Raw genomic sequence first — 18970 nt, forward strand, 5'->3', positions numbered from 1 at the left:
CTGGTTGCCCGCGACTCGCATCAGCGCGAGTCGGACTTGCGGGCGCCGGCCTCGAGCACGTCGCCGGCGGGCAGCTCTTTGTGGCCGCCGAACTGCAGGCGCATCGCCGAGAGCACCTGGTTGGCGAACTGGTCTTCATCGCGTGAGGCGAAGCGCTCGAACAGCGCGGACGACAGCACGGGCACTGGAACTCCCACGTCGATCGCGGCCTTGACAGTCCAGCGGCCCTCGCCCGAGTCCGAGACGCGACCGGCGAGCCCGTCGAGCGCGGGGTTCTCGTGCAGCGCGGTGGCGGTCAGGTCGAGCAGCCACGACGAGATCACCGACCCGCGCCGCCACAGTTCGGTGACCTTCGCGGTGTCGATGTCGAACTGGTAGAACTCGGGCTCTTCGAGCGGGGCGACCTCGGCGGAGTGCTCCGCCTCGCGCACGCCGGCATCCGCGTTCTCGAGCAGGTTCAGGCCCTCGGCGATCGCCGCCATGATGCCGTACTCGATGCCGTTGTGCACCATCTTCACGAAGTGGCCGGAGCCGGCCTGACCACAGTGCAGATAGCCCTGCTCCTCGGGCGCGAGTTCGCCGGTGCGTCCCGGGGTCCGTTCGATCTCACCGGCGCCCGGCGCGATGGTGCGCAGCAGCGGCTCGATGTGCTGCACGGCAGCATCCGATCCCCCGACCATGAGGCAGTACCCGCGCTCGAGACCGAACACCCCACCGCTCGTGCCGGCATCGACGTACTCGATGCCGCGCTCGCGCAGCGCGGCGGCGCGGCGCACGTCGTCGCGGTAGTTCGAGTTGCCGCCGTCGATGACGATGTCGCCAGGCTCCAGGTGCGCGGCGACCTCGTCGACGACCTGCCCGGTCAGCGATGCGGGCACCATCACCCAGACCACGCGCGGGGTCTGCAGCTGCGCGGCGAAGTCGGCGAGGTCGGATGCCCCGGACGCACCCTCTGCGGCGAGCGCCGCGACAGCATCCGGATTCACGTCATAGGCGACGCAGTCGTGCCCGTCCTTCATCAGCCTGCGCACGATGTTCGCGCCCATCCGGCCCAGTCCGATCATTCCCAGCTGCATGGCGTCTCCCTCGTGTCCGGTCGTTCCATCGTCACGCACGTCGGGGAGGCGGGCAAGGGGCTCGCACCTCGCTCCCCGCCCCGTTGTCGGGAACGGATGCAGGGAGATTGAACGCTTGTCCGGCGACACGCCGAGGTTTTCACCTGCAGGCGTTCAGACGTCCTGCATCCGTTCCCACGAGATCAGGCGAGCGTGAGGAACAGCTTCTCGAGCTCCTGCATGCTGGGTGCGTCGTCGTCGGCATCCTCTCCCTCGGTCACGCAGGTGCGCAGGGCGGTGCTGATGACCGCGAACCCGGCCCGGTCGATGGCCTTGCCGACGGCGGCGAGCTGCAGCACGACGTCGCGACAGTCGGCGTCGGTCTCCATGGCGTCGATCACCGCGGTCAGCTGCCCGCGGGCGCGCTTGAGCCGGTTGACGACCTTGCGGATGTCGTCGGCGGATGCCTGGCTGCTCATGCCATCTCCTTCTCTCGGATGCCGGTGCCGGCGCTCTCGCGGGCATCGGCGCTCATTCGTGTTCCGGCCGCCCAGGTCAGGTAGCCGCCGTCGAGGTTGCGGGCCCGGCGCCCACGCTGCCGCAGCAGCCGGACGGCGGTGTGACCGCGCTGACCGACCTGGCAGTGCACGATCAATTCGCCCGGTGGCAGGTCGTCGATCCGCTCGCGCAGCTCGTCGACCGGGACGTTGAGGCTGCCCGGGATCGACCCGCCCGCGTGCTCGGCCTCGGTGCGCACATCGATGACGGTCGCCCCCGCGGCTACCGCGGCATCGACCTCGTGCCACTGGATGCTCTCGGTCAACCCGGTCGCGGCGTTGTCGGCGATGTAGCCGAGCATGTTGACGGGATCCTTCGCCGAGGCGAACTGCGGTGCGTACGCCAGTTCGAGACGACTCAGCTGCGAAGCGGTGAGCCCCGCCTGCATGGCCGTGGCGATGACATCGATGCGCTTGTCGGCGCCGTGGCGTCCGATCACCTGCGCACCGAGGATGAGATCGGTGTCGGGGTCGACGAGCATCTTCATCGTGAGCCGCTCGGAGCCGGGGTAGTAGCTGGCGTGGTCGGCGGGATGCGCATGGATCACGCGGTGCGCGCGCCCAGCATCCGTCAGCCGCCTCTCGCTCCACCCGACCATCGCGACGGCCAGGCCGAAGACGCCGACGATCGCAGTGCCGACAGCGGGCACGGCGTCGTCGGGGCGCTCCTCGAGCAGCCCGTGCTCCCAGGCGATGGCGTCGGCGGCCGTGCGACCGTGGCGGTTCGCGAGTCCGGCCATGGTGACGAGGGTCGGCTCGGCCGAGATCGCGTCGATCTTCTCCACCGCGTCGCCGACGGCGACGATGCGCGGGTCGTTGGTGCGCTGCAGACCGTCGACTGCGATGCCGCCGGTTGGTCCGGTGGCCAGTCCCGCATCGGTGGCGATGGATGCTGCCGGGCGGACCCCTCTGGCATCGATCACGATGTCGGCGGGCACGATGGTGCCGTCGTCGAGGTGTACACCGTCAGCATCCATCGACTGCACCGAGGTGTGCATCCGCAGGTCGACGCCGCGGGCGGTCAACTCGTCGACGACGACCGCCGCCATCTCGGGGTCGAGCGGGCTCAGCGGGTGCGCGCCGTGCTGCACGAGCGTGACGTCGAGGCCGCGGTGCACGAGGTTCTCGACGGCCTCCAGCCCGATGAATCCACCGCCGGCGACGACGGCGCGCTTCTTCGGTTCGGCGGCGCGGCCTGTACCGGGCACCTCTTGGAGTGCGAGAGTGATGCGGTCGACGTCGTCGATCGTGCGCAGGGTCGACACGACTGGCCCGCCCTCGATCTGACCGAAGGCGTCACGCGGAGTCGCTCCGGTGGCGAGGATGAGGTGATCGTACGCTTCATGCGTGATCGTGCGCGTGCGGGTGTCGCGGATGCTGACCGTCTTGGCCGCGCGGTCGATCGCGACGGCCTGGTGACGGGTGCGCACGTCGAGCGCGAAGCGGGCGCGCAGCGACTCGGGTGTCTGCAGCAGCAGCGACTGGCGCTCGGGGATGACGCCGCCGACGTAGTAGGGCAGGCCGCAGTTGGCGAAGCTGACGTAGTCGCCCTGCTCGATCACGATGATCTCGGCGGTCTCGTCGAGTCGGCGCAGGCGGGTGGCGGCCGACATGCCACCGGCGACGCCCCCGATGATGATCACGCGCATGCGATCACGCCCGTCCGAACAGCTTGGCGAAGAAGCCGGTGCTCGGCTCGTTCTCGTGGCCACGGCAGCGGTCGGACGGTCGGATGCCGCGCATCACGCTGTCGACGTGCTGGCCGCATCCGGCCCACGTGGTCTTGCCGCACTTGCGGCAGGTCACTGCTCGACACATGTCTGGTGCTCTCCTCGAATCTGCTCGTGCGATACCCCCGAGGGTATCAGATACCCCTGGGGGTATCTGCGAGTGCGCTGTGCAAGGCATCCGATTCTTCCGCGTGCGCGCCACATTCCTTCATCCGCGCCATTGATCGATGGCGCAGATGCAGGAAAGTGGCGCAGATCCGAGTCGCCGCCTCTTCGTCGACCTAGGGTGGAGCGCATGACGGATGTGCGGGCGAACCTCGAGGCCTTGCGGGCCGAGGCCGCCGTGCGCGCCGAGACGGCGGCATCCGCCCTGGCCGACCTCGTGCGCGACCGGCAGGGATCCAACGATGACGACGAGCACGATCCCGAGGGCGTGACGCTGTCGTCGGAGTGGTCGCGCCTGTCGGCGTTGTCGGATGCTGCCGCCGACGAGCTGCGACAGTTCGACGTCGCACTGGCGCGCGTCGATGCCGGCACCTACGGCATCTGCGCCCGGTGCGGGAAGCCGATCCCGGCCGCCCGGCTGGAGGTGCGGCCGTTCGCCGAACTGTGCGTGCCGTGCGCGGAGCAGGTCGGGTGAGCTGCCCGCTCAGTGGTGGTGCCCCTCTGGCATCCCCACGTCGCCTTCCTGGCCGCGCTCGATGACGACGAACTGGCCCATCATGCCTTCGTCCTCGTGCCGCAGCATGTGGCAGTGGTACATGTACGGCATGGTGGGGTCGGCGTAGTCCTCGAAGCGCAGTAGCAGCCGGTACTGCACGTTCGGCATCAGATAGACCGTGTCCTTCGGGCCCGCGAGCTCAGGCGGCGGAGCCTGACCGCCGATCGACAGGATGCGGAACTGCACGTCGTGCACGTGGAAGCTGTGCGGAATCGGCTGGGTGCTCGTCACCTCCCACACCTCGGTGTCGCCGACGTAGGCGATCTCGTCGATGCGCGACATGTCCATCCTCTCGCCGTTGATCTCGCGGCCCTCCAGTTCGAACGCACGGGTGACGGTGGCGTCCTCCTCGTGCAGCGCGTCAGCATCGGCTTCCGCGGCAGGCGACCACGACGGCTCCGGTGACGGCACCAATTCGTCGGCCACACGGAACTCCACGACGTCGAACGCATCATTCGCCCCCGTCGTGCCGGGAACGGCGATGCCGCCCAGGTCCGTCTTCAGCGACCGCATCCGCACGGTCTCGCCCGCGGCGAAATCCACCACCACCTCTGCCCGCTCCCCGGGCGCGAGGCGCAGTTCGTCGAGGGTCAGCGGCGCGTCGAGGAAGCCGCCGTCACCGGCGATCATGGTCATGGGACGGTCGGGGAACGCGAACGTGTACGTCCGTGCCGTCGAGCCGTTCAGCAGCCGCAGCCGCACCCGTTCGGTCGTCACCTGCTGGACGGCGCCGACCGTGCCGTTGACCATGACGGTGTCGCCGAGCATTCCCGGCTCGGCACCGTCGTGCTGCAACTCGAACTCACCGTCTCGATTGAACGAGCGATCCTGCACGATCATGGGCAGGTCATCGATCCCGTACTCGTGCGGCAGATCAGCGGCGACGCTGGCGTCGTCATCCAGGATGAACATGCCGGCGAGACCGCGGTACACGTGCGCTTCGGTCTCGCCGTGTGGGTGCGGGTGGTACCAGAGTGTCGCCGCCGGCTGGTCGATGATCCAGGTGGGCCGCCAGTGCTCGCCGGCGTCGATCATCTGGTGGGGGCCGCCGTCCATCGCGGCGGGTAGGTGCATGCCGTGCCAGTGCACGCTGGTCGGCTCGGGCAGCTCGTTGTCGATCTCGATCGCGACCTTCTCGCCGCGCTGCGCGCGCAGCGTCGGCCCGAGGAAGGCGCCGTTGAAACCCCAGGTCTCGGTCGGCGCCGACGCCCCGGGGAATCGCGTCATGCCCTCCTGTGCCGACAGGTGGAACGTGCGCACCCCGTCGTCGACCGTGGAGTGCGCCAGCGGCGGGATCGCCAGTTCGTTCTCGAACGGCTGCTCGGCCACGGGCGACGTGGAGACGCCGCACGCGGTGAGCGCGGATGCCACCAGGGCGAGCATCGCGATCGATGCCAGCCTGGATACCCGGCTCATGAGGCACCCCGCGCGCCGAGCGCTCTCTGCACGCCCAGGGCGATCACGCCCGAGAGCGCCCCGGCCGCAGCGCTCATGAGGAGCTCGGGGATGAGCACCCACAGAGTCGCGACGTCGCCCAGCGGGCCACCGCGGGAGACGAGCCCGGCGAGCACGAGGGCGATGAGACCGTGCAGCACGCCGGTGACGGTCAGGGTCAGCACCGGGCGGGGCACCCGCGCGAAGCCGACGACGCCGACCCAGACGACGAAGGTGATGCCGAGGATGCTCAGCGCGCGGGGCAGCCCGTGCCCGATGTTCCAGAGCGCCGTGATGGGCCAGAGCAGAGCGAGTGAACTCATGCCGATGATCAGCAGCCACGGCAGTGGTCGACGGGTGGGAGATGCGGTGTTCGTGTTCATGCCCTCCACACTTCCGCCGCGGCAGCGCGCGGACATCGGCCCGCAGGCGTCTGTTCGCGTCCGCACCGGGCGACGGCATGATCGCCTCCGGGCGACGGGGATGACGCGCAGAGGCGACTGTGCGTCGGGCGGCAGGTTCGTAGTCTGGGAGTGTGACCGCAGCGCGCCCGCCCCTGGCATCCGATCGCCGCGCGCGCAGGGATGCGCGTGTGGCCGACGCAGCCCTGGCGGTCTCGGTGACGCTGGTGATCTCGCTGGTGGTCGCCGTCGACCGCTCGGAGATCTCACCCGTGGAGGGCATCGTGTGCGCTGCGGCGTTCGGTGCGCTGCTGCTGCTGAGGCGGCGTTTCCCTGTGCTCGTGCTGATCACGACGATCATCGGGATCTTCGGCTACTACGCGGCCGGGTTCCCTCCGATCGGCATGGTGCTTCCGGCGGTCGGAGCGCTGTACTCGGCGGCCGAGATGCGCCGGACGCTGTGGGCCATCGGATGCGCGACCGTGCTGATCGCGGTCGCATCCTTCTATCGCATGGACGGCACCGAGCCGACGGCAGCGCTCGACGGCTACTCCTTCGTCACCGAGCTCGCCCTGGCGGCCGCGGCGATCGCACTGGGGGTGGTGGTGCGCATGGTGCGCGAGGCTCGAGAGCGCTCAGCGCGGATCGCCGAGTTGACCGCCGCGGAGCAGACCCACGCCGCCCAGGCCCGCAGGCAGGCCGAGCGGATGCAGATCGCCCGCGACCTGCACGACACGATCGGGCACACGCTGTCGGTGGCATCGCTGCACGCCGGCGTCGCGGCGGAGGCCGACGACCTCCCGGCCACCCGCGCGGCCCTCGCCGAGGTGAGGGCCGCGACGTCGGATGCCCTGCGCGAACTGCGGCGCACCGTGAAGGTGCTGCGGGCAGATCACCTGCCCGAGGCAGCGCCGGTGCTGGGTCTCGGATCGGTCGACCCGCTGCTCGCCGCCGTCCGCGCGGCAGGGGTTCGCGTCGACGTCGATCTCACCGCGCTGACGCTGCCCGCAGGAGTGGATGCGGCGGCGTACCGGATCGTGCAGGAGTCGCTCACCAACGTGCTGCGGCACGCGTACGCGTCTTGCGTCGCCGTGTCGGCTCGCCTGGTCGATCGGCGACTCGAACTGCGCATCGCCGATGACGGTGCCGCGGCCGACGGTGAAGGGCGTGACGGCGCGGCGACCGACGGGGCAGCGATCGACGGGGCTGCGACCGACGGCGCGGGCATCCGCGGCATGCGCGAGCGCGCCGAGCTGCTCGGGGGAACGCTGAGCACGGTCCGCTCAGCATCCGGCTTCGTGGTCGACGCGATATTGCCCCTCGACGCACCCGAGCTTGACGAACCGCGCGGCAGTGCCCTGCCCACACGGGAGGAGCCGTCGTGAACGCCCAGCCGATTCGCCTCGTGATCGTGGACGATCAGGAACTCGTCCGCGCCGGGCTGCGGCCGCTGGCCGAGCGCGACGGCGACATCACCGTCGTCGGTGAGGCGCACGACGGACGCACCGGGCTGGCGAGGGTGCGCGAGCTGCGACCCGATGTGGTGCTGATGGACATTCGGATGCCCGTGATGGACGGTGTGCACGCGACACGCGAGATCATCGCGGACGACGCGTTGTCCGGCGTGCGGGTGCTCGTGCTCACCACCTTCGACGAGGATGACCACGTCTACGCCGCGATCCGCGCCGGCGCGGCCGGATACCTGCTGAAGGATGTCTCTCCGCAGGATCTGCGGTCGGCGATCCGCACGGTGGCCGCCGGAGACTCGCTGCTGTCACCCGCGGTGACCGCGACGGTGATGCGTGCTGCCGCCGAGGGACGAAGCGGCGAACCCGACCGTCGCTCACTGGAGGGGCTGACCGAGCGAGAGATCGAGGTGCTCACGCTGATCGGGCGCGGCCTGACCAACGACGAGATCGGCGACAGCCTCTTCCTGAGCCCAGCCACCGCACGCACATACGTCAGCCGCCTGCTCGGCCGCCTCGGCGCCAGAGACCGCGCAGCGCTGATCGTGCTGGCCTACGAGACGGGACTCGTGCGGGCAGGGGGAACTGCGTCCGACCTTGGGCCTCCGCGGAACTAGGCTGAGCACATCATGGATGTGTTCATGCAGGGCTTCTGGGAGTTCGCCGGCAACTATTGGTGGCTGGTGTTCCCGATCATGGGTGTCGCCGGGGGCATCGGCAAGGCCTGGGAGCGCAGTGCCAAGCGCCGTCACGAGCGCCGTATGGAGACGCTGCGCCTGAAGGGCGAGCTCAAAGCCGCGCAGCTCGCCGCGCGCGGATCCGCGCCCGCGCACAAGAACGCAAGACAGGTCGCCGCCGACGAGCGCCAGTCGACGAAGCACATGCTCGAGAAGCTCTTCGCCGAGCATGACGAGGTCACCGCGCGCTGGCTCGATTACGAGCTCGACGTCGCGAAGCTGATCGCCTTCCCCGCGATGAGCGATGGTCGCCAGCCCCTGACGGCGGCGTTCCTGCGCGCCAAGAAGACGGCCGACACTCTGCGCCCGGCATCGTCGGATGCCAAGGTGAGCGAGACCGAGATCGCCGAGTACCTGGAAGCCGTCGGCAACTACTCCGTGGCGTTCGAGGTGGCCGAGCGCGATGCCCGCAGGCTGCGCAACTCGACCTTCAGCGAGGCCGAGCGCAAGCGCCTCGACCGAGCCCAGCACATGCTGACGGTCGCCCTCGACGAGGCCGCCACGCAGGCCGAGCGCAACGTGGCCTACAAACGGGTCCGCGAAGAGCTCGACGGGCTGATCCTGCTCTCGGACGAAGCCGTCGACGTACTGAAGAAGAAGGTCGCCGGCGAACTGCCGTCGGCACGGCGGGAAGCACCCGCACCGGCATCCGAGCGTCCTGTGCCGGCGGCCGAGCGCCCTTCGCAGGCACCTGCTCCGATGCCCGAGCCGATGCCCCTGCGGCGCGACGACGAACGGGCATGACCGCGCTGACCACCGCACGAAACGCAGGGGGACGCGCGAAACGCAGAGCCTGATCCGGCATCTGCTCCGGCATTTCGTGCGAAATCCTCCGTTCTGTGCGAGGCGCGCGCGTAGGCTCGGGCGCATGGACGGCAACGAGGCTCTGCGGGTCGGGATCGTCGGGGCGGGTGGCATCGCCCCGCCGCATATCGAGGGCTGGCTGGCGCTGGGCGCCGACGTCGGCATCCTGCGCCGCACCGGCGTCGACGAACTCGCCGCACGCTACGGCATCGCCATCGTCGACGACCTCGACGAGCTGATCGAATGGCCGACGATCGTCGACATCGTCAGTCCGACGGCGACCCATCTCGACATCGCCCGCCGCGCGTTCGCCCGCGGCCGACATGTGGTGTGCGAGAAGCCGCTCGCGGTCACGACCGCGGATGCGGTCGCCTTGGCCGAGGCTGCATCGGATGCCGATGTGCGCCTGTTCCCCGCCCATGTGGTGCGCTACTTCGAGGGGTACCGGGCGCTGAAAGAGCAGATCGGGTCGGTGGGTGCGCTGCTCGAACTCACCTTCCGACGCACCGTCGCGGCGCCCGATTCGGCCTGGTTCTATGCCGAGGATGCCGGTGGCGGGCTCATCCGTGATCTGATGATCCACGACCTCGACCAGGCATTGTGGCTGGCGGGCCCCGTGGTGGAGGTCGCGGCGACGCAGGATCCGCCGGCGGCGGACGGGCAGGTCATGCCGCCCGTCTCGGCGCACGTCTCACTGACCCACGCGAACGGCGCCGTCAGCCACCTGCGCGCCGACTGGTTCGGCCCCGAGACGACGTTCCGCTCGCAGGCCCAGGTGGTCGGCGCGACGGGACGACTCGAGTTCGACACGCAGGGGTCGGCCGGGCAGCGCGAGGGCTATCTGCCACCGGCATCCGATATCGATCCGTACCGGGCGCAACTCGCCGACTTCGCAGACGCGATCCGCACCGGGCGCGACGCGCGCGTCACTCCTGACGACGGCGTCGCCGCCGTGCGCCTGGTGGATGCCGCGTACGAGTCCCTTCGCACCGGGCGGCCCGTGCCGGTCTGACTTCAGGTCAGCTGCCCCGCAGGCTCACGGGCTGCACGATCACCCGTCGACGATCGCGCGTCCAGACGGCTCGGCTCACGCGGTGCTGGGCGCGTGTCGCGAAGCGGTAGCGGTACGAGACGACCCGCACCCACTGCGGCGCCTCTCCCTCGAAGGGGTCGTGCCGCAGCAGGCGCAGCGTCGCGGCGTCGGCCTGCAGCAGGCGGGCGAGCAGCATCGAGAACCAGTCGTCGAGCGAGTGCCCGAGCGGCAGGAACCACATGAGCCAGTCGAGCCGCAGATGGTACGGCGCGAACTGACGAGGGATGCGGCCGACGGCTCCGGGCTTGCCCTTGAACTCGTACTCCGACCACTCCGCGGCGTCGGGGTCAGCATCCGACGTTCCCTCGATCACCAACTCGATGCGCTCGCGCGTCACGGTGCCGAAGGCGCCGTAGGCGTTGCCGAGCTGCCAGCGGTTGAAGCTCGCGTTCATTAGCTGTCGGTGCGCGAACAGATTGCGCAGCGCGGGCCAGCTGAGGGCGACAGACAGCAGGCCGACGGCGCAGGTGATGACGATCCAATAGACCGGGAGGGCAATGGCGCGCGTTTCGTCTCGCTGCGCTCGCTCAACGACCGGGATGCTGACGGCCGAGAACGCGATCACGATGGTCGCCCAGTTCAACCACGCGAAGTTGCCGGTGATCACGAGCCATGCCTGGGTGGCGACGATGATCGTCGCGGCGACCGTGCCGATCCAGATCCACGGTCCATCGACGGCGACCCACACGGCCACCAGCGGCGCGAACAGGAAGAACGGCACCACCAATTGCGCGAAGTGATTGCCGAGCACCTCGCCCTTGTGGAACCAGCGCGGAAGCAGATGCGCCTGCCGGCTCAGCGGACCCGGCATCGGCTGGGTCTCGTGGTGATACGTCAGCGCGGTCAGATCACGCCACTCGCGTCCGCCGCGGATCTTGATCATGCCCGCCCCGAACTCCAGCCGGAACAGCAGCCACCAGAACAGCGCGATGACGACCGTCGGCGGCGGCTGATCGGCCGAGCCGAGGAACGCCGCGAGGAACCCCGCCTCGAGCAGCAGCATCTCCCAGCCGAACGAGTAGAACGTCTGCCCGATGCTGACGATCGACATGTACCCGCCCCACAGCAGCAGGAAGCAGATCATCGGCACCCACGGCGGGCCCAGCTGCGGCAGCCCGACCACCAGGACGGCCGCGACGGCCATGCCGGCCCAGCACAGCGCGGCCAGTCGCCGGTCCGTGTAGCGCATGCGAGAGAAGAGCGTCGGATGCAGCATCCGACGCCTTCTCGGCGACTCGGCCACCCACGCCAGCAGGTCCGGCGCGGGAAGCAGCCCGCGCTCCCCGAGCAGCGGGCGGAACTGGTTCAGGCTCGAGAGGAACGCGACGAGGTACAGTGCGGCGATGCCGCGCTGCAGCACCTCGCGAGCGAAGCCGTAGTCGACGGCGGCGAACCCGTCCATGCCCGCATGTTACGCCGCGCCCTGCCGCCGCCGCGGGGCCTTGACACGCGGGGCGCAGCCTCCAGATGCGCCGAGGCCCCCTCCTGTCATCCGCGCCCCCTCTGAGTCACGCGATCCAGAGGGGGCGCCGACGGCCAGAGGGGGCCTCGGCGAAGAGAAGACTTACTCGGTGATGAGCCAGTCGACGTCCGAGCCGTACTCCTCGATCCAGGCGTCGACGGCCTCAGCCGACTTGTCCTTGTACTCGTCGGAGGTGACCAGGCCCTCGAGCGCACCGTACTGCTCGTCGGTCAGCTTCACGCTGCCGATGAAGTCAGCGGCCTCGGGGAACTCCTCGGCGAAGCCCTCCTTGCCCAGGAAGTGCAGACCCTCGGTGTCGCCCATGGCGCCCTTCGGGTCTTCGAGGTCCTTCATGTCCCACGAATTGTAGGCCCAGAACGGACGCCACAGGGTGACGACGATGGGCTCCTCGGCGGCCACGGCCGTGTCGAGCGAGGTCAGCATGCCGGCAGTCGACGAGGTGACGAGCTCGTACTCGCCGTCGAGACCGTACTCGGGGATCATCGAGTCCTGGGTGACGCCGGTGAGGCCTGCGCCCGGCTCGATGCCGATGATCTTGCCGTCGAACTGGTCGGCGTTGCCCTTGAGGTCCTCGATCGAGTTCACGTCGTCCATGTACTCGGGAACCGCGATGGTGAGCTTGGCGCCGTCGTAGTAGGTGCCGAGGTCTTCGATGCTGTCACCGAACTCCTCCATGTACTTGGCGTGCGTCACCTCGGACCACGCCGACGGGTACATGTCGACATCGGCGCTGGCGAGCGCTGCATAGAGCGGACCGGCGTCGACGACGTCTTCCATCTCGATGTCGTAGCCGAGCTTCTCGAGCTGGTCGGCCAGCAGGTAGGCGGTGCTCAGGCCGTCAGTCCACGCGGGGAGGAACCCCATCGTGATCGTGCCCTTGTCGTCGCCCGCAGGTGCGCCCGCGTCGCCGCTGTCACCGGAGTCGCCGCTGGCGCAGCCGGTCAGGACGAGGGATGCCGCCGCGCCCAGCGCGACGAGTCCGGTCAGGTGCCTCTTGTTCATGGTGCTTCCTTCTTTCTTCACGTATGACTCAGTCGTTTCGTATGTGCTGTGTGAGGGGGGTTCAGGTGGCGGCGATCGTCTCGGGTGTCTGAGCCGAGCTGGCGACCGAGGCGCGACGGGCTTCCTCGCGCCGACTGCTGAGCATGCCCAGCAGCGAGCCGCGGTTGTCGCGCGGGTTGCTCAGCGCGGCGGTGACCCGGTCGAGGAAGACGGCGATGAAGACCACGCCGAGGCCGGCCTCGACGCCCTGCGCGACGTTGATGGTCTGCAGTGCCGAGACGACTTCCTTACCGAGGCCGGGGGCACCGGCCATGCCGGCGATGACAGACATCGACAGCGCCAGCATGATCACCTGGTTGACACCAGCCATGATGGTCGGCATCGCGAGGGGCAGCTGGATGCCACTGAGGATCTGCCCGGGACGCGCGCCGAACGCGTGTCCGGCCTCGACCGTCTCCGAGTCCACGCCGCGGATACCCAGTTCGGTCAGGCGCACACCCGGGGGCAGCGAGAAGATCACGGTGGCGACCACGCCCGGCACGAAGCCGAGTCCGAAGAACACCATCGCCGGGATCAAGTAGACCAGCGAGGGCATGGTCTGCATGAAGTCGAGCACGGGCTTGAGCACCTGGCTGACCGTGTCGTTGCGCGCCGCCCAGATGCCCAGTGGCACGGCCACGGCGACCGTCACGAGCGCGGCGATCAACACCAGCGCGAGCGTCTGCATCGAGGTCTCCCACTGACCGACGCCCAGGATGATCACGAACATCACGATGGTGCCCACCGCGAACTTCCATGACCTCACCAGCCAGGCGATCAGCGCGAGAACGACGATCATCACCCACGGAGACGGGCTGATCAGCAGGTCGGACAGGCCCTCAGCGAGGAAACCGACCACATCGGAGATCGCGCGCGTGAGCCACTTCAGATTGTCGCGAGTCCAATCGACCAGGAACTCGACCCACGTTCCGATCGGAATCTCGAATCCATCCATCAACGCACCTCCTCAGCATCCGTGTCCTTGTCGGCGGCGCCGGTGTCAGCATCCGACCCCCCGCCCGCCACGGCGGCGTTCGCCTCTTCGAGCACCTCGTCGATCATCGTCGAGGGGATCGGCTGCAGCGGGATGGTCAGCTCACCGGTCGCCCCGGGCCCCGGGCCCAGCGCCGACAGCAGAGTGACGCGCGGGATCACCCCGAGCAGTCGTTCGTCGTCATCGGTCACCGCCAGCGGCAGCGGAGACTCGACCGACGGGATGAACAGGTTCATCAGCACATCGTCGGCGTTCACCGTCTGCGGCACCGGCTTCAGGATCGACGCCAGCGACGTCTCGCCCTTGCGCACCAGCTTCACGGCGTCGCGGTCGGTGACCATGCCGACCAGGTGCCGGTCGCGGCCGACGACATAGGTCGCCGACATGTACGAGTCACGCATCTGGCGCAGCGCCGTGCGCGGACCGGCGGTGTCGTTCACGACGGGCCGCGGCGGCTCCATGACGTTCTCGGCGGTCAGCACGCGGGCACGGTCGACGTCCTGCACGAACTGCTCGACGTAGTCGTTCGCCGGATCGGTGAGGATGTCCTCGGGCGTGCCGATCTGCACGATGCGGCCGTCGCGCATGACCGCGATCCGGTCGCCGAGGAACATGGCCTCGTTCAGGTCGTGCGTGATGAACACGATGGTCTTCTGCAGCTTGGCCTGCAGTTCGACCAGCTGCTCCTGCATCTCGCGGCGGATCAGCGGGTCGAGGGCGCTGAACGCCTCGTCCATCAGCAGGATGTCGGTGTCGGCGGCGAGCGCACGGGCGATGCCCACGCGCTGCTGCATGCCGCCGGAGAGCTCGCTGGGCAGCTTGTCGCCCCAGCCCGACAGGCCGACCATCGACAGGATCTCCTCGGCCTTGGCCAGGCGCTCGGTCTTGCCGACGCCCTTGAGCTCGAGCGGGTAGGCGACGTTGGCGGCCACCGAACGGTGCGGCAGCAGCGCGAAGTGCTGGAACACCATCGACACGTGGTCACGGCGGATCTCGCGCAGCTTCGACGCCGGGATGCCCGTGATCGGGTCACCGGCGATCGTGACGGTGCCGTCGGTGATGTCGTGCAAGCCGTTGAGCATGCGGATGATGGTGGACTTGCCGGAACCCGACAGGCCCATGATCACGAAGATCTCGCCACGCTTGACGGTGAAGCTGGCGTCGATCACCGCGGCGGTTCCGACATCGAGCACGTCGGTGCGGGACTCCCCCGCCTTCAGGCGCTTCACCGCCTGCTGCGGATTTCGACCGAACACCTTGTACAGATTGCGCGCTTCAAGAGCGGTATCAGACACGTTTCCCCCGTGACTCACCGGCTCAAGGGTGTGCGGCGAGTCCGTCTGGTCACGTCCGGGTCTTGATCACAAGGCCGCCAGTTCGTTGCCGTGCGCGGCGCGGTCGGGGCGCTTCGGGCTCCCCGCAGAGATCATCGACCTTACGCCCGCATTCTCGGTGTCACTGCACAGCGTGAGGATGCGACCGCGGACTGGTCTTGGCCACAAGGGCCACGTTCCACCGTAACAAATGGCTGATCGGGTGCCAAATCTTCGTTACCGTTTCGTGGCCTCACCGGGGAATTCGTCAGGCCCGCGAACTACGCGTCACGGTGAATTTCGGGGTGCGCGCGACCTGCTCGGTGGGGCCCACGGCACGACTCAGAGCGCGCCGATGGTCGAGATGCGAGTTGAACACCGTCCACACCTCGCCGCCCGGTCGCACAAGCCTCGCGGCGACCTCGATGAGCCGCCGGCCGGCCCCTTCGTGCACACTCGCCCCGAGGTGGAAGGGCGGGTTCAGCAGGACCAGATCGGCACTCGCATCGGGCAGCTCCGACCCGGCGTCGTCCAGCGTTACGGTGACGCGGTCTTCAAGGTGGTTGGCGGCGGCGGTCGCCCGGGCGGAGCGGACGGCGGTGGCTGAGCGGTCGGTCGCGATGACGGTGGCCGTCGGATGCTGCAGCGCGAACGCCACGGCGAGCGCGCCCGTGCCGCAGCCGAGGTCGATCACCCGGAGGCTGCCGTTCACAACCCCGGACCGCGGCTCCGGAGCGAGCGAAGCGCTGCGAAGAGCCGGCATCGCGTCGAGCAGAGCCCTGGTGCCGATGTCGAGCTTCGCGCCCGCGAACGCCCCGCCGTACGCGCACAGCGTGAACTCCACCCGCGAGAAACCATCTGCGGGCTGAGAAACCATGTGCGTGGTGGTTTCTGGAGCGGGAAGTGGTTTCTCAGCGGAGATGGAGAGAGGGGCGGATGCCAGGACGAGGCGTGACTTGCGGGTGGCGCGCTGCGGCTGGACAGTGCCGAAGTGACGGGCCAGCACGTCGTTCTGCGCGAGGGTCATGTGCTTGACCCGTCCGCCCGCGACCAGAACCACATCCGGCGCTGCCCAGCGCGCGACGGCATCCGCGATCTCGTCCAGCGCGGCCAGCGACTTCGGCAGCTGCACCAGCACCAGCCGCGCGCCGGCCAGCAGCGTCTCTTCGAGCTCGTGCGCGGCGAACGCGTCGCCGTCGACGCCCAGCACCCGGGCGTTGTTCGCCAGCGCCCGGCGGCCGGTCACCAGATCCTGATGCACGCGGATGCCGTGCATCCCGGCATCCGACAGCGCGAGCGTGATCGCGCCGTACTCGTCGCCGACCACCGCGATCGCGTCGCCGGGCACCTGCGCAGTCAGCGCCCACTCGACGAGCAGCTCGTCGGTGGCATCCCACGCCTGCAGGTTCGGCGCCTCGACATCGGGGAGGCGCCGCAGGCGCGTGTAGTCGAACTCGGGCACTCGCCCACTGTAGGTCGTCATCGGGCGGCGCCCGCGAAGCCGTTCAGCGGCGTCGTGATCGTCTCGGTCGCGAACGGCTCGATGTCGGCGGTCGCGTCGCGCTGCAGCTCGGTGGTGCAGACGTCGAGCATGGCCTCGACCAGCGATACGGCGACGTTCAGCGGCATCCTCCGGAATGCTCCGGTCTCCATCCCGGTCGCGAGGATCTCGCCCAGCAGCCGGGAGTCCTCCTCGGTGCCGAGCAGATACAGGGGCGTGCCGTCCTGCGTGCGGTGGGATACGACGATCTCGATGCCCGCGGTCACCTCGGCGCGATTCGCGTCGACGTACGACGCGCTCGACGAAGTCGTCGAGCACCCCCGGCGCGGCGGCATCGGCGAAGTCCAGCGCATCGCTCACGCGCATGTCGGGAGCTTCGTAGACCGACCAGCCTGCCGCGGTCATGGCCGCGACGGTGCCGAGTCCGAGTCGCCTCTGCAGCAGGGACTGCCGAATCGAGATCGTGCTCACGGCGTCTCTGCGCAGCGCGGACGTCGTTCGGCTGAACAGCCCCGAGCGCACGACCAGGTAGTCGCCGGCGATCGCGTTGCCGAGCGCACGATAAGCGACCACCCCCGCTGCCAGGGCCACAGGCCACAGCGTCAGCGCCGCCAGCGGCACCCAGCCCGGCACTGCTCCGGTCCAAATCGAGTTCTCATGCACGTGGCGGATGCTGCAGCGCTGAGGCACCGGGTTGGCGATAGCGTGGCCACCATCATGACTGCGACGCTCAGCCTCACCACCGTCTCGCTGCCCTCCGCGCCGATCGGGGCACCGAATCCGCTGCCTGCCGTGGCGGCGATGCCCGAGGCGCCGTATGAGGCCTCGACCGACGGCCTGTCCGAGGAGATCGCGGCCGGCATCGCGTACGGACGGGTCACCAGCATCCATCCGTATCTGCTACAGGATCAGTACTCGCGCGAGCGCACCGTCGCGCCGATGCGCCTGGCCGTGCTCGAGAACGAGCACCTGCGGGCCGAGTTCGCCCTCGACCTCGGCGGTCGCCTCGTGCGCCTGCTCGACAAGGCGACCGGGCGCGACCTGGTGTATCGCAATGCGATCTTCCAGCCCGCGAATCTCGCCCTGCGCAACGCCTGGTTCTCGGGCGGTGTCGAGTGGAACATCGGCATGCGCGGGCACTGGCCGCTGACGGCCGCTCCGCTGTACGCCGCCGAGGTCGTCGCCCCGGACGGCGAGCCCGTGCTGCGCATGTGGGAGTACGAGCGCAAGCGCGGCCTCATCGTGCAGCTCGACGCGACGCTCGACGCGAGCGCCCCCGCGCTTCACGTCGCGGTGCGGGTGCGCAACCCGCACCCGCGCGAAACCGGCATGTACTGGTGGACGAACATCGCGATCGCGCAGACAGCGGGATCGCGCGTGTTCGTTCCTGCCACGCACGCGTATCAGACCCAGTACGACGGGTCGCTCGGGTACGTCGACGTCGCCGATCCGGATGTCAGTCGTCCGGCGACCGCCCCCGCGGCGGCGGACTGGTTCTACGCCCTTCAGGGGCCCACGCCGCCGTGGATCGCCGCACTCGAAGCCGACGGCTCCGGGCTGGCGCACATCTCGACCGAACGGCTGCGCGCCCGCAAGCTGTTCGTGTGGGGCGACACCACCGGCGGCCGGCACTGGTGCGACTGGCTGGGCGGCGCGTCGGGCGCGTACTTCGAGATCCAGGGCGGTCTCGCCACGACACAGTACGAGCACCTGCCGATGCCCGGCGGCGACACCTGGGAGTGGCGCGAGAGCTTCCTGTCGCTGCACGTCGACGACACCCGCCGCGACGAGGAGTGGGCGACGGCGGTGCCCGTCGTCGAGAAGGCGGTGAACGCCGCTGCGGATGCCACGGACGGCGGCGCCCGGCTCGACGCCGTCAGGGACACCGCGCCCGGGCGGATGCTGAACACCGGCTCGCCCTGGGGCGCGCTCGAAGCCGAGCTCGCCGCGCGCCTGGGGGTGGCGTTCGATTCACTGCCAGGCGTGCGCTTCGATCGGGATGCCGGTGACGAAGGCTCCTACTGGACCGCGCTGCTCGACGATGAGGGAGCCAACGAAGCCGAGGACCACGCCACGGACGCACCGGCGTCATACGTCGACGGCGAGGGCTGGGATCGGCTGCTCGCCGCCGCCCCGGCGACCTGGCTGACGCACTATCACCGCGGCGTGATCGCACACGCGTCGGGCGAACTGTCGCGCGCGGCCTCGCACTACGAGGCGTCGCTGCGGCAGCGCCGCTCGCCCTGGGCGCTGCGCGGCCTCGGCCTGGCGCAGATCGCGGAGGGCGAGGTGGATGCTGGCCTCGCGGCCCTGGCGGATGCCCTCTCGATCGCTCCGGATTGCGTGCCGCTGGTGATCGAGCTCGGCACCGCTCTGCTGCAGGTCGGCCGCGCGGACGAGGCGTCGGCACTCGTGGCATCCCTCGCTCCCGCGGTGCGCGAGAACGGCCGCGTGCAAGTGCTGGCGATCCGCGCCGCGCTGGCGTCCGGCGACCGCGAAGCGGCGGGTCGGATGCTGGAGGCGGAGCTCGTGGTGCCCGACATCCGCGAGGGCGAGCTGAGCATGTCGGCCCTCTGGCAGGAGGCCTTCCCGGACCGGCCAGTGCCCGAGAGGTACGAGTTCTCGATGAAGTGACGTCTA

General features: G+C 69.4%; 18 protein-coding genes and 1 pseudogene. 6 read left to right on the forward strand and 13 right to left on the reverse strand.

The annotated features are described in order from the left end of the window. Window positions 1-20: 20 nt before the first annotated feature. The 4 genes from gnd to WDU99_RS12310 form a co-directional block, all read right to left on the reverse strand. Window positions 21-1076, reverse strand: a complete 1056-nt coding sequence (gene gnd, locus WDU99_RS12295; protein WP_337332755.1) for a phosphogluconate dehydrogenase (NAD(+)-dependent, decarboxylating) — start codon at window positions 1074-1076, stop codon at window positions 21-23. Window positions 1077-1258: 182 nt separating this feature from the next. Beyond that, window positions 1259-1534, reverse strand: coding sequence for a metal-sensitive transcriptional regulator (locus tag WDU99_RS12300; protein ID WP_337332756.1), 276 nt, complete (start codon window positions 1532-1534; stop codon window positions 1259-1261). After that, on the reverse strand, window positions 1531-3261 hold the full coding sequence (locus WDU99_RS12305) for an FAD-dependent oxidoreductase (protein WP_337332757.1): 1731 nt from the start codon (window positions 3259-3261) through the stop codon (window positions 1531-1533). Before WDU99_RS12305 ends, WDU99_RS12300 begins: the two co-directional genes overlap by 4 nt. Before the next feature lie 4 nt (window positions 3262-3265). Next, complete coding sequence (locus WDU99_RS12310; RefSeq protein WP_337332758.1) at window positions 3266-3430, reverse strand: hypothetical protein; 165 nt, start codon at window positions 3428-3430, stop codon at window positions 3266-3268. Between the two features lie 207 nt (window positions 3431-3637). Between WDU99_RS12310 and WDU99_RS12315 the strand changes: the two genes are divergently transcribed. Further along, entirely contained in the window at window positions 3638-3982 is a 345-nt protein-coding gene (locus WDU99_RS12315) for a TraR/DksA family transcriptional regulator (protein WP_337332759.1), read from the forward strand. 9 nt (window positions 3983-3991) lie between these two features. Here WDU99_RS12315 and WDU99_RS12320 read toward each other — a convergent pair whose 3' ends face one another. Both WDU99_RS12320 and WDU99_RS12325 read right to left on the reverse strand, forming a co-directional pair. Then, entirely contained in the window at window positions 3992-5479 is a 1488-nt protein-coding gene (locus tag WDU99_RS12320; RefSeq protein ID WP_337332760.1) for a multicopper oxidase family protein, read from the reverse strand. Beyond that, window positions 5476-5880: a hypothetical protein gene (locus tag WDU99_RS12325; protein WP_337332761.1), complete on the reverse strand. Its 405-nt coding sequence runs from the start codon at window positions 5878-5880 to the stop codon at window positions 5476-5478. The genes WDU99_RS12320 and WDU99_RS12325 overlap by 4 nt, the downstream gene beginning before the upstream one ends. Window positions 5881-6032: 152 nt before the next feature. Here WDU99_RS12325 and WDU99_RS12330 point away from each other — a divergent pair, with 152 nt between their 5' ends. The 4 genes from WDU99_RS12330 (at window position 6033) to WDU99_RS12345 (ending at window position 9917) form a co-directional block, all read left to right on the forward strand. After that, the gene (locus tag WDU99_RS12330; RefSeq protein WP_337332762.1) at window positions 6033-7283 is read left to right on the forward strand and encodes a sensor histidine kinase; all 1251 of its coding nucleotides are present in this window, start codon (window positions 6033-6035) and stop codon (window positions 7281-7283) included. Further along, entirely contained in the window at window positions 7280-7981 is a 702-nt protein-coding gene (locus tag WDU99_RS12335) for a response regulator transcription factor (protein WP_337332763.1), read from the forward strand. The genes WDU99_RS12330 and WDU99_RS12335 overlap by 4 nt, the downstream gene beginning before the upstream one ends. A 12-nt stretch (window positions 7982-7993) precedes the next feature. Further along, on the forward strand, window positions 7994-8845 hold the full coding sequence (locus WDU99_RS12340; RefSeq protein ID WP_337332764.1) for a hypothetical protein: 852 nt from the start codon (window positions 7994-7996) through the stop codon (window positions 8843-8845). Between the two features lie 124 nt (window positions 8846-8969). Beyond that, window positions 8970-9917, forward strand: coding sequence for a Gfo/Idh/MocA family protein (locus WDU99_RS12345; protein WP_337332765.1), 948 nt, complete (start codon window positions 8970-8972; stop codon window positions 9915-9917). Between the two features lie 7 nt (window positions 9918-9924). Here WDU99_RS12345 and WDU99_RS12350 read toward each other — a convergent pair whose 3' ends face one another. The 7 genes and pseudogenes from WDU99_RS12350 to WDU99_RS12380 form a co-directional block, all read right to left on the reverse strand. Beyond that, entirely contained in the window at window positions 9925-11400 is a 1476-nt protein-coding gene (locus WDU99_RS12350; protein ID WP_337332766.1) for a lipase maturation factor family protein, read from the reverse strand. Window positions 11401-11562: 162 nt separating this feature from the next. Next, complete coding sequence (locus WDU99_RS12355; RefSeq protein WP_337332767.1) at window positions 11563-12483, reverse strand: glycine betaine ABC transporter substrate-binding protein; 921 nt, start codon at window positions 12481-12483, stop codon at window positions 11563-11565. A 61-nt stretch (window positions 12484-12544) separates the two neighbouring features. Beyond that, window positions 12545-13477 carry an ABC transporter permease gene (locus WDU99_RS12360; RefSeq protein WP_337332768.1) on the reverse strand — a complete coding sequence of 311 codons (933 nt, stop codon included), beginning with the start codon at window positions 13475-13477 and terminating at the stop codon, window positions 12545-12547. Further along, window positions 13477-14811: a quaternary amine ABC transporter ATP-binding protein gene (locus WDU99_RS12365; protein ID WP_337332769.1), complete on the reverse strand. Its 1335-nt coding sequence runs from the start codon at window positions 14809-14811 to the stop codon at window positions 13477-13479. Before WDU99_RS12365 ends, WDU99_RS12360 begins: the two co-directional genes overlap by 1 nt. A 286-nt stretch (window positions 14812-15097) precedes the next feature. Next, on the reverse strand, window positions 15098-16291 hold the full coding sequence (locus tag WDU99_RS12370; RefSeq protein WP_337332808.1) for a class I SAM-dependent methyltransferase: 1194 nt from the start codon (window positions 16289-16291) through the stop codon (window positions 15098-15100). 17 nt (window positions 16292-16308) lie between these two features. Further along, on the reverse strand, window positions 16309-16665 hold the full coding sequence (locus WDU99_RS12375) for a hypothetical protein (RefSeq protein WP_337332810.1): 357 nt from the start codon (window positions 16663-16665) through the stop codon (window positions 16309-16311). Window positions 16666-16723: 58 nt separating this feature from the next. Then, window positions 16724-17020: pseudogene (locus WDU99_RS12380) on the reverse strand (PH domain-containing protein); the annotation flags it as partial. A gap of 27 nt (window positions 17021-17047) precedes the next feature. Here WDU99_RS12380 and WDU99_RS12385 point away from each other — a divergent pair. Continuing rightward, window positions 17048-18964, forward strand: coding sequence for a DUF5107 domain-containing protein (locus WDU99_RS12385; RefSeq protein WP_337332770.1), 1917 nt, complete (start codon window positions 17048-17050; stop codon window positions 18962-18964). The last annotated feature ends 6 nt before the right edge of the window (window positions 18965-18970 follow it).

It is taken from the genome of Microbacterium bandirmense, from assembly GCF_037204185.1.
In the GTDB taxonomy this organism is placed as follows: domain Bacteria; phylum Actinomycetota; class Actinomycetes; order Actinomycetales; family Microbacteriaceae; genus Microbacterium; species Microbacterium bandirmense.

What these genes read in the sequence shown, in the direction of transcription:
- gnd (WP_337332755.1), bottom strand. Translation starts at nt 1,076, where the DNA reads ATGCAGCTGGGAATGATCGGACTGGGCCGGATGGGCGCGAACATCGTG.
- WDU99_RS12300 (WP_337332756.1), bottom strand. Translation starts at nt 1,534, where the DNA reads ATGAGCAGCCAGGCATCCGCCGACGACATCCGCAAGGTCGTCAACCGG.
- WDU99_RS12305 (WP_337332757.1), bottom strand. Translation starts at nt 3,261, where the DNA reads ATGCGCGTGATCATCATCGGGGGCGTCGCCGGTGGCATGTCGGCCGCC.
- WDU99_RS12310 (WP_337332758.1), bottom strand. Translation starts at nt 3,430, where the DNA reads ATGTGTCGAGCAGTGACCTGCCGCAAGTGCGGCAAGACCACGTGGGCC.
- WDU99_RS12315 (WP_337332759.1), top strand. Translation starts at nt 3,638, where the DNA reads ATGACGGATGTGCGGGCGAACCTCGAGGCCTTGCGGGCCGAGGCCGCC.
- WDU99_RS12320 (WP_337332760.1), bottom strand. Translation starts at nt 5,479, where the DNA reads ATGAGCCGGGTATCCAGGCTGGCATCGATCGCGATGCTCGCCCTGGTG.
- WDU99_RS12325 (WP_337332761.1), bottom strand. Translation starts at nt 5,880, where the DNA reads ATGAACACGAACACCGCATCTCCCACCCGTCGACCACTGCCGTGGCTG.
- WDU99_RS12340 (WP_337332764.1), top strand. Translation starts at nt 7,994, where the DNA reads ATGGATGTGTTCATGCAGGGCTTCTGGGAGTTCGCCGGCAACTATTGG.
- WDU99_RS12345 (WP_337332765.1), top strand. Translation starts at nt 8,970, where the DNA reads ATGGACGGCAACGAGGCTCTGCGGGTCGGGATCGTCGGGGCGGGTGGC.
- WDU99_RS12350 (WP_337332766.1), bottom strand. Translation starts at nt 11,400, where the DNA reads ATGGACGGGTTCGCCGCCGTCGACTACGGCTTCGCTCGCGAGGTGCTG.
- WDU99_RS12355 (WP_337332767.1), bottom strand. Translation starts at nt 12,483, where the DNA reads ATGAACAAGAGGCACCTGACCGGACTCGTCGCGCTGGGCGCGGCGGCA.
- WDU99_RS12360 (WP_337332768.1), bottom strand. Translation starts at nt 13,477, where the DNA reads ATGGATGGATTCGAGATTCCGATCGGAACGTGGGTCGAGTTCCTGGTC.
- WDU99_RS12375 (WP_337332810.1), bottom strand. Translation starts at nt 16,665, where the DNA reads ATGCCGCCGCGCCGGGGGTGCTCGACGACTTCGTCGAGCGCGTCGTAC.
- WDU99_RS12385 (WP_337332770.1), top strand. Translation starts at nt 17,048, where the DNA reads ATGACTGCGACGCTCAGCCTCACCACCGTCTCGCTGCCCTCCGCGCCG.